Genomic DNA, 5,989 nt, shown 5'->3' with positions numbered 1-5,989 from the left:
TCTTCTTCTGTCGCCGCTTCTGTAGGTGTCTCCGAGACCATTAAATCATCAGCCATCACTGATTCTTCTACCTCTTCAGAAACTTCCGACACCTCTGCCGCCACTTCCGCCACTTCCGCCACTTCTAGTGTCTCTTCTTCTGTCGCCGCTTCTGTAGGTGTCTCCGAGACCATTAAATCATCAGCCATCACTGATTCTTCTACCTCTTCCGACACTTCCGACACTTCCGACACCTCTGCCGCCACTTCCGCCTCTTCTAGTGTCTCTTCTTCTGTAGCCGCTTCTGTCGGTGTCTCCGAGACCATTAAACCATCAGCCATCACTGATTCTTCTACCTCTTCCGACACTTCCGCCACCTCTGCCGCCACTTCCGCGACTTCCGTCTCTTCTAGTGTCTCTTCTTCTGTAGCCGCTTCTCTAGCTGCTTCCGCTTCACTTTCTGCCAACAACTCAGGCAAAAATTCCAAACGCTCATGCAGCGACTTTATCATCTGCTCAGTTTGAGACTGCATAGCTCGCACCAGTTGTTCAGTACCCGCGCGAATTTCATCATTATATTGTTCTTCCAGGTTATCAATAGCATTTTGAATCCGAGTCTCCTGATCTTGTTCAAGATCAGCGCGTAGCTTCTGAATTTCTTGTTCACTGTGCTGTCGGATATTTTCGATGGTTTCGCGAATTTCCTCTCTGGTAGTATAGTTGTCTTGCTCAAGTTGTTGCAGTTGGTTCTCATAGCCCGCGATATATTCTGCCATCTGCTGAGTGCGGTCTTGACTTTCGCTAATATCCCCATCCATATCATGAAGTTGAGTTTCATAGCCTGTTAAAGACTCACCCATTTCATTGATGCGACTTTGGCTGGCTTGTAAGTCTTGATTGACCTCTTCTAATTGAGTCTGATATGAAGTCAAAAACTCATTCAATTCCTCAACCTGGCGTTCACGGCTATGTAATTCCTCCATCAAATTTCCCAACTCTTGCTGATACCCTCTCAACTGCTGGTCAGCTTCCTGGAGTTCCTCCTCACGGCTTTGTACCTGGTTGGTAAGCTGCTCAATATGGGACTGATAATATTGAGTTAAGGATTCATTGCTTTTTGTCAATTCAGCTTCCTGTTCTTGTTTGAGCGTTTCTGTCATCTCTCGCAGTTGGCGATCGTAATCATCTCTTAGGGACTGGACCATTTCCTGAATCCTGACTTGATGGGCTTTTTCTAATTCCTCAGCCGAGAGGCGAATTTGTCGCTCATATTCTTCTCTCTGCTGGGTCAGGCGACGCTCCAACACAGTATAGCTGACCCCCAACCCAGCCAAACTGCCAATAATTAACATAATCAGTAAACTAATCAGGTCCATAGGTAATCTCCCAATTTTTGGTAAAGTTATAGAGCCATCATCTAATCAACCCAGTTTTTAATAACTCTGTGTCCCCAGAGTATCTAAATACGTTACCAGATTATAATCGTGTCTAACACAACCCATGAAAAACCTGACCTCCTTCGCGCCCATTTACTGATCTCTGGACGGGTGCAGGGTGTCGGTTATCGATACTATACTCGCCAAGTCGCCATTCAAAAGGGAGCTAACGGCTGGGTGAAAAATTTGCCCGATGGTCGGGTCGAGGCTGTTTTTGAGGGTAGTCAAGCCCAAGTGGAGGCCATGATTAAATGGTGTTACCAAGGACCGCCCTCCGCTCAACCTACACAGGTTAAGGTAGAGTATCAGCGAGCCGAAGGACTCTACAGCTTTGATATTCTCTACCATTAGCCTCGAAATCATCCCTAGCGCGGTCTAGATCAAATTAGATCCTACTTTCAACAAATTCTTCTAGGCGCTTGAGTCCAGTTTCAATATTTTTTAAACTCGTGGCGTAGGATAGGCGAATGTGATCATCTGTTCCAAAAGCCAAGCCAGGAACTGTAGCCATTTGCTTTTCTTCTAACAAGGCATTGCAGAAGTCTACCGACCCTAAGCCGATTTTCCCGATATTGACGTACATATAAAATGCGCCGTAGGGTTTAACACAGCTAATTCCGGGAATAGCGTTCAGTAGTTCATACATCACCTGTCGGCGTTCTGCAAAGGCTTGTCGCATTGTTTCTACACAGTCGAGGGAACCTTCCAGAGCGGCGATCGCTCCATATTGAGCAAACGTGCAGACATTAGATGTACTATGGCTTTGAATCCGGGTCATCGCCCCAATAATAGTTTTATCCCCAGCCAGATAACCTAAACGCCATCCAGTCATAGCAAAGGACTTAGCGAAACCGCTACTAATCAGCGTCTGTTTATGGACTTCTGGGTGAGCGGCCGCTATACTCAGATGTTGCGCCCCATCATAGAGAATTTGGGAGTAAATCTCATCAGAGACTACCAGAATCCCCGACTCCACCACCACTTCCGCTAACGCTTTCAGTTCATCCGGGGTGTAAACCATCCCCGTCGGGTTTGACGGCGAGTTAAGGACAAATAGTTTAGTTTTCGGGGTAATCGCTTGTCGCAGTAATTCTGGGGTAATCTTATACTCGGTAGTCGCATCGGTGGGGACAATGACCGGAGTGCCATCAGCTAGTTTGACCATTTCTGGGTAGCTTAACCAGTAGGGGGAAGGTATAATCACTTCATCCCCAGCCTCGATGATCGCCATCATCAACCCGGACAGGGAATGTTTCCCGCCATTGGTGACAATGATATTTTCGGCGCTATAATTTATATTTTCCGCGCTATAATTAACACCCACCTCTTGAGTCAGACTGCGAGCGATTAATTCCCTCAGTTTGGGCTCTCCCGCTGCTGGACCGTACCGTGTCTTTCCTTCATCGAGTGCCTTTTTAGCCGCAGCGACTATGTGTTGGGGTGTGTCAAAGTCCGGTTCACCAACGCTGAAGTTGAGAACGTCGAGTCCCTCGGCTTTCATGGCCTTGGCCTTGGCTGATATCGCTAGGGTGACAGATTGGGGAACCTGTTCTACACGGGCTGCCAGCTTCATATCAAATTACTCTTTTTAGTAGTCTTAAACTAGAGATTCTACGGCGGGTGATGAATGTCTGCAACCCTAATTGTTGGGCAATGATGACATTTTTTCATTTGATTCAGGGTTTATTATCACAGATCCCGTTATTTGTCAACTATGTGAACTACAGTTGCGCTGAAAATCTAGGTCTCATTGTTCCATAAGTCTGTCATCGCATAAAGTCCGGTTGACATGATCTCAAAAAAGGTAAACCATCAAATGTTAGACTTCCGAGCTATAGATTCATTAATGTTGTATTCCTATTTCGATTCAGACACCAACGATTCTAAATCCTTCGAGTTACCAGGGGCACGCCCTCACTATAACCCCGATCGCCCTGGTCAGGTTGAGCATATTTTTCTCGACCTAGTTTTGGATATTCCCGCCCAAAGTTTTCAGGGAACTTGTACTATTACCCTAAATCCGATCCGCAGTGGTATTAATACCCTCACCCTCGATGCGGTAGATCTGGAAATTAATCAAGTTAAAATTGGTAAGCATGAGGTAGATTTTGACCATGATGGTCAGCAATTATACGTTCATCTGAACCAACCCACAGAGGTTAATCAAACCCTGAAAATAGCGATCGACTATACTGTTGATCATCCTCAACGAGGTCTATATTTTATCGGACCAAATTCAGATTATCCTGATAAACCGATTCAAGTTTGGACTCAAGGGGAAGATGAAGATTCCCGTTTCTGGTTTCCCTGCTTTGACTATCCGGGACAGTTAGCCACCTCAGAAATTAAAGTCCGGGTTCCCCAGGATTTTTTGGCGATCGCTAATGGTGAATTAATCGCCACCAAAACTAAGGGCGATCAGCAAATTTATCATTGGTTACAAAAGCAGGTTCACCCCAGTTATTTGATAGCGTTAGCGGTGGGTAAATTTGCCGAAATCAAAGAGGAGTATAATCAGATTCCGGTGGTTTATTATGTCGAAAAAAATCGCCAGGAAGATGCTCTACGGAGTATGGGAAAAACTCCAGCTATGATTGAGTTTCTCTCTCAAACTTTTGGCTATGATTATCCCTATCCGAAATATGCTCAAGTCTGTGTTGATGATTTCATTTTTGGAGGTATGGAAAATACCTCGACAACTCTGTTAACCGATCGCTGTTTGTTGGACGAACGCGCTACCCTAGATAACCGCAATACAGAAAGCTTGGTAGTCCATGAACTCGCCCATCAATGGTTTGGTGATTTGGTGGTAATTGCCCATTGGTCTCATGCTTGGATTAAGGAGGGAATGGCGACTTATTCTGAGGTACTCTGGACTGAACATGAATATGGGGCGGACGAGGCAGCTTATTACCGATTAAATGAAGCCCGTAGCTATTTTTCGGAGGATTCTTCCCGCTATAGTCGTCCGATTGTAACTCACGTTTACCGAGAAGCGATTGAACTTTATGATCGCCATCTTTATGAAAAAGGCGCTTGTGTTTATCACATGATTCGCGCCGAATTGGGAGATGAGTTATTTGCCAAAGCTATTCATACTTTTGTGCAGGATAACGCCCATAAAACTGTGGAAACGGTGGATTTATTGAGGGCGATCGAAAAGGCAACGGGACGGAATTTGCTGTTTTTGTTTGATCAATATGTCTATCGTGGGGGACATCCTAAATATAAGGTTTCCTATTCCTGGGATAATGATAGCAAAATTGCGAAGGTGACTATTAAACAAACCCAGGCGAAAGACAGTGATAAACTCAGTGAGGCTAATTTGTTTAATCTGAAAATACCTATAGGTTTTGGCTACACGAAAAAATCTAAGGGTAAATCCAAAAAGAAATCGACTCCAGTGGAGTTGAAAACGGTGACTGTACAAGTTAGCGATCGCGAACAGAGTTTTTACTTTCCTTTGGAAGAGAAACCTAACTTTATCAGTTTTGATGTGGGTAATAATTTGCTCAAAACTGTGACTTTAGATTATCCAGTAGCTGAGTTAAAAGCACAGCTTCAGTTTGACCCAGACCCGATTTCCCGGATTTATGCCGCCCAAGCCTTGGCTAAAAAAGGGAATTTGGCATCGGCTAAAGCCTTGGGTGAGGCGATGGTTTCTGAACCTTTCTGGGGAGTCCGGGTTGAAGTGGCGAAACAGTTGGTAAAGGTTAAACTGGATCAGTCTTTTGATGGCTTGGTGGCTGGCTTGAAAGATGAAAATCCACGAGTGCGGCGGGCGGTGGTTAATGCTTTGGCAGAAATTCACACGGCTGCAAGTTATCAGGCGATTAAACCTCTGGTGGAAAATGGTGATCCGAGTTATTATGTGGAGGCTAGTGCTATACAGGCGATCGCCAAAATAGCAGCGGGAAATACCGAGGATGAACCTACAGAAGCTGAGGCGATCGCTTTGTTAGAAATGGTGTTACAAGAAAGGGCTGGTTGGAATGAGGTAGTCCGGTCTGGGGCGATTTTGGGTTTGAGTCAAATGAAAACTTCGGAAATGGCTTTAAATCTGATTTTGAAATATACCGCTAATGGTGTTCCTCAAGCCCTGCGTTTAAATGCTATTTCTAGTCTAGGTCGCATTTCCACAGGTCAAAATAACATCAATCTTGAACGTATTATGCAACGGATTCAAGAACTAGCTAAAGAAGATTTCTTCTTAACTCAAATATCTGTGGTAATGGCTTTAAGCCAAATGGAAACTCCCAAGGCGATCGCTGTTTTGAATGACCTAGCAGAACAGACCATGGATGGACGGGTCAGGCGCAGGGCGGAAGAGGCTGTGCAAAAAGTCCAAAAAAATCTGGGTTCAGACAAAGCTATTAAGCAGTTACGGGAGGAACTGGACAAAATCAAAAAGGAAAATCAAGAACTACGAAGTCGCCTAGAAAACTTAGAGGCTAAAACTAAGTAATCCGCATCATATTGGGGTAATTGACTAATTACCCCTAGGCGGAAATTCCGGTTGATATTTATTCGGGCTGATGGCTTTCTAGCCATCCCAACAAATCATCTATCTCCGA

Annotated in this window: 4 protein-coding genes; 2 read left to right on the top strand and 2 right to left on the bottom strand. The window is 44.9% G+C overall.

The annotated features are described in order from the left end of the window. A partial coding sequence (locus ACTIE0_RS22065; RefSeq protein WP_439516991.1) for a coiled-coil domain-containing protein occupies nt 1–1,355 on the bottom strand: 1,355 nt, incomplete at its 3' end. A gap of 108 nt (nt 1,356–1,463) precedes the next feature. On the opposite strand from ACTIE0_RS22065, the gene ACTIE0_RS22060 reads away from it, so the two are divergent. Continuing rightward, nucleotides 1,464–1,766: an acylphosphatase gene (locus tag ACTIE0_RS22060; protein ID WP_006670482.1), complete on the top strand. Its 303-nt coding sequence runs from the start codon at nt 1,464–1,466 to the stop codon at nt 1,764–1,766. Nucleotides 1,767–1,800: 34 nt separating this feature from the next. Here the strand turns inward: ACTIE0_RS22060 and ACTIE0_RS22055 are convergent, their stop codons facing one another. Continuing rightward, on the bottom strand, nt 1,801–2,988 hold the full coding sequence (locus ACTIE0_RS22055; protein WP_046319524.1) for a pyridoxal phosphate-dependent aminotransferase: 1,188 nt from the start codon (nt 2,986–2,988) through the stop codon (nt 1,801–1,803). A 273-nt stretch (nt 2,989–3,261) separates the two neighbouring features. Here ACTIE0_RS22055 and ACTIE0_RS22050 point away from each other — a divergent pair, with 273 nt between their 5' ends. After that, the gene (locus ACTIE0_RS22050; protein ID WP_035760173.1) at nt 3,262–5,880 is read left to right on the top strand and encodes a M1 family metallopeptidase; all 2,619 of its coding nucleotides are present in this window, start codon (nt 3,262–3,264) and stop codon (nt 5,878–5,880) included. Nucleotides 5,881–5,989: the final 109 nt, after the last annotated feature.

The sequence above is a fragment of the Limnospira sp. genome, assembly GCF_051859755.1.
Taxonomy (GTDB): Bacteria; Cyanobacteriota; Cyanobacteriia; order Cyanobacteriales; family Microcoleaceae; genus Limnospira; species Limnospira fusiformis.
Note: the sequence above shows the minus strand (reverse complement) of the source record. Positions and strands in the feature narration are given on the sequence as shown.

Excerpts from the sequence above, each read along its gene's own strand:
- ACTIE0_RS22055 (WP_046319524.1), bottom strand. The coding sequence starts at position 2,988 with ATGAAGCTGGCAGCCCGTGTAGAACAGGTTCCCCAATCTGTCACCCTA.
- ACTIE0_RS22050 (WP_035760173.1), top strand. The coding sequence starts at position 3,262 with ATGTTGTATTCCTATTTCGATTCAGACACCAACGATTCTAAATCCTTC.